Raw genomic sequence first — 3,503 nt, 5'->3', positions numbered from 1 at the left:
GGGTGCTTCTCGACGAGGTGGAAGATCCAGCGGTCCATCGCCGCCATGTAGCCGTTGTCACCGCCGGGCCGGTAGGCGGACCACTTGCGGTGGCCCTTGGCCCGGCAACGGGTGCAGGCGACCTTGTAGACGAACTGCTTCTGCTCGTCGAGGTCGATCGTCACCGTCGCCAGTGGCCCCGCCTCGACAGCAGCCTTCCGCTCGCGCGCTGATCGGCTCGCCACCATGTCAAGGTCGTCGTCTCTGTCGTGTTCGCGGTGCTGCTCCTGGCTCCTGAGCCTACGAGACGGCACCCCTAGCCACCGCACCACCACGTGCACGAGGATCAGGACCGCCGAGCATGTTGGAACCGTCGAGGGAGCACGAGATGACCGAGGACGTCCTGGCCCACCGCACCCGGATCGAGGAGCTCGTCGGCGGGCGGACGCTGATCGACTGCCTGGCCGAGACCGCCGCGGAGTTCGCCGACGAGCCGGCCTACAGCGACAAGCACGGGGAGATCGGCCAGGCCGGTGAGGACGGTTGGCGCACCCTGACCTGGAGCGGGGTCCGCGAGCTGGGCCTGGACGTCGCCGCCGCGCTGGTGCAGAACGGCGTGGGGGTCGGCGACACCGTGGCCGTCATGGCCACCAACCGCATCGAGCACATGGCGGCCGACATGGGCGCCGTGCACGCGGCCGCGACACCGATGTCGATCTACAACACCCTCTCCCCCGACCAGGTGGCCTTCATCGCCGCGGAGTCGCAGCCCAAGGTCGTCATCGTCGAGACCAACGACCACCTGCAACGCTGGACCCGGGCCATGTCCGGGGTGGGCAAGGTCGTCGTGATCGACGCGCTCGCGATGCCCGAGGGCGACGAGTACGTCGACTGGGAGACGTTCGTCGCGAGCGGCCGGGACTACCGCGCCGCCCATCGGGGCGACCTCGACGACCGGCAGCAGGCCCTTCACCCCGATGCTCCCGCCACGATCCTCTACACGTCCGGCACGACGGGCAACCCGAAGGGTGTGGTGCTGACGCACCACAACGTCATCTACGAGGCACTCTCCACGCTGGAGGCGGCCGGGCTCGAGCCCGGCCTGCGCCAGGTCTCCTACCTCCCGCTCGCCCACATCGCCGAGCGCGTCCTGAGCCTCTACGGGCCGCAGGTCGTGGGCAGCCACTCCTACTGCATCGGCGATCCCGCCGACCTGCTCGCCACCCTCGGTGAGGTCCACCCGACGGCGTTCTTCGGCGTCCCGCGGGTGTGGGAGAAGATCAAGACCGGGATCTCGGCCAAGCTCGCCGCCGACCCCAACCCGGACAACGTGAAGATGGTCCAGGACTCCATGGCTGCCGGGCTCGCCTGGGTGCAGGCCCAGGAGGTCGGCGGGGAGATGACGCCCGAGATCGAGGCGGCGTACAAGCAGGCGGACGACGCGATCCTGGGGTTCCTCAAGCTGCTCCTGGGGCTGGACCAGGTCACCTGGGCGGGTTCGGCGGCCGCGCCGATGCCGCTCGAGGTCGCCAAGTTCATGGCGGGCCTCGGCCTCAAGGTGTTCGACGTCTACGGCATGACCGAGACCTGCGGTGCGGTCACCGCCAACGGCCCGAGCGGCTTCCGTCTCGGTACCGTCGGGCGTGCCACGCCGGGCATGGAGGTCAAGCTCGGCGAGGACAACGAGGTGCTCGTGCGTGGGCCGGTGGTGACACCCGGCTACCACCGCCAGGAGCAGGCCACGCGCAACCTCATCGATGCCGACGGCTGGGTCCACACCGGCGACATCGGCACCCTGGACGAGGACGGCTTCTTCGCGATCGTCGACCGCAAGAAGGAGCTCATCATCACCAGCGCGGGCAAGAACATCGCCCCGTCCAACATCGAGAACTACCTCAAGGAGTCCCCGATCGTCGGCCACGCGATGGCCATCGGCGACAACCAGGCCTATGTCGTCGCGATCCTCACCCTCGACGGGGAGGTGGCTCCGGCGGTGGCACAGTCGATGGGCATCGAGTTCACCGACCTGGCCGACCTCTCGCAGAAGCCGGAGATCCGCGCCATGGCCCAGGACGCGGTCGACAAGGCCAACGCCCGTCTGTCGCGCCCCGAGCAGGTCAAGTCGTGGGAGCTGCTCTCGCAGGAGTGGACGGCCGAGTCCGACGAGCTGACGCCGACCCTCAAGCTCAAGCGCCGCGTCGTCAACGAGAAGTACGCCGACGTCGTGACCGCCCTCTACACCACGGACGCGTGAGGTTCGACCTCCAGGCGCACCGCGGCGGCGCCGGGCTGCATCCGGAGAACACCCTCGCGGCCTTCGGCGCTGCCCTGACCCTGGGCGTCTCCACCCTGGAGCTCGACGTCCACCTCACCGCCGAGGACGACGTGGTGGTCAGCCACGACCCCGCCCTCGCCGACGCGCGGCTCATCCGCCAGCTGACCCGCAGCGACCTGCCGCCCACGATGCCGCTGCTGCGCGACGTCGCTGCCCTCCTGCACTCCCGGGACGCGCACGACGTCAGGCTGAACCTCGAGATCAAGTACGACGCTCTGCTGTCCACCGGGTCGACCACCGAACTGACCACCCGTGCCGACTTCGTGGCCGTCGCCATCGAGGCCATCCGGATCGACCGCCTCGTCGACCGGGCCAGCGTGCAGTGCTTCGACTGGGAGGTGCTCCGGCTGGTCCGAGGGGTCGAGCCGGGCCTGCGGCTCAACGTGCTGGCCAGCGACAAGTACCTCCAGCCCGGCGAGGAGGGACGGTCACCCTGGCTGGGTGGCCTCGACATCGACGACTTCGCCCACGGTCTCGTCGAGGCGGCCGCGGCCGAGCGCTTCGACGCACTGTCTCCCATCCACGGCAGTCCGTTCCGCAGCGGCGTGGGCGACCCGGCGTATGTCCCGTTCGTCACCGCCGAGCTCGTCGACGAGGCCCACGCCGCAGGACTCGCGGTCATCCCGTACGTCGTCGACGACCCGCCGACGATGGCAGCCCTGCTGGGGCTCGGCGTCGACGGACTGATCACCAACCACCCGGAGCGGCTCCGGGCCGTGCTGGCGGCTCACGGCCTGCCTCTGCCGGCGGCGTATCCGCCGCGGTGAAGTGGTGCGTGCGACACGGAAGGAAACGTGGTGTCATCGTGCACATGGTGCGAATCGTGGCCGCCCTCGCCGTTGCCCCACTCACCCTCGCGCTGCTCGCGCAGCCGGTCCAGGCCGGACCGGTCGCTGTCTCCGTCGACGAGGCCGTCCCTCGCCAGGTGCTCGACGTCTCGGACCTCGACGCCGGAGCACGCCCGCAGGTCGCGTGGGCGGAGCGCACCAGCAGGAGCGTGATGACGATCCACGGCCTCACCGCAGACACACCCGCGCCCGCCGACGGTCCGATGACCTTTGCCCCCATGGGGTCGGGCTACGTCGTCCAGCACGGCTCCGAGCTCAGGTGGATCGGCTCGGACGGCACCCCCGGTCGCCGGACGTGGCGCAGCGGAGGGATGGCCGTGTCCGCCGGGGGCGAGGCGGTG

General features: G+C 70.1%; 4 protein-coding genes. 3 read left to right on the top strand and 1 reads right to left on the bottom strand.

Going from position 1 to position 3,503, the window contains the following annotated elements; translation table 11 throughout:
* A partial coding sequence (locus tag JWN68_RS12295; RefSeq protein WP_297739205.1) for a hypothetical protein occupies positions 1-227 on the bottom strand: 227 nt, incomplete at its 3' end.
* A gap of 140 nt (positions 228-367) precedes the next feature.
* Here JWN68_RS12295 and JWN68_RS12290 point away from each other — a divergent pair.
* The 3 genes from JWN68_RS12290 to JWN68_RS12280 all read left to right on the top strand — a co-directional run.
* Positions 368-2,233 (top strand): AMP-dependent synthetase/ligase, encoded by a 1,866-nt coding sequence (locus JWN68_RS12290; RefSeq protein ID WP_297739201.1) that lies wholly within the window; start codon positions 368-370, stop codon positions 2,231-2,233.
* Entirely contained in the window at positions 2,230-3,081 is an 852-nt protein-coding gene (locus JWN68_RS12285; protein ID WP_297739198.1) for a glycerophosphodiester phosphodiesterase family protein, read from the top strand. The genes JWN68_RS12290 and JWN68_RS12285 overlap by 4 nt, the downstream gene beginning before the upstream one ends.
* A gap of 44 nt (positions 3,082-3,125) precedes the next feature.
* The coding region (locus JWN68_RS12280; protein WP_297739194.1) for a hypothetical protein at positions 3,126-3,503 on the top strand (378 nt) is incomplete at its 3' end.

Source organism: Nocardioides sp. (genome assembly GCF_025964975.1).
In the GTDB taxonomy this organism is placed as follows: Bacteria; Actinomycetota; Actinomycetes; order Propionibacteriales; family Nocardioidaceae; genus Nocardioides.
Note: the sequence above shows the minus strand (reverse complement) of the source record. Positions and strands in the feature narration are given on the sequence as shown.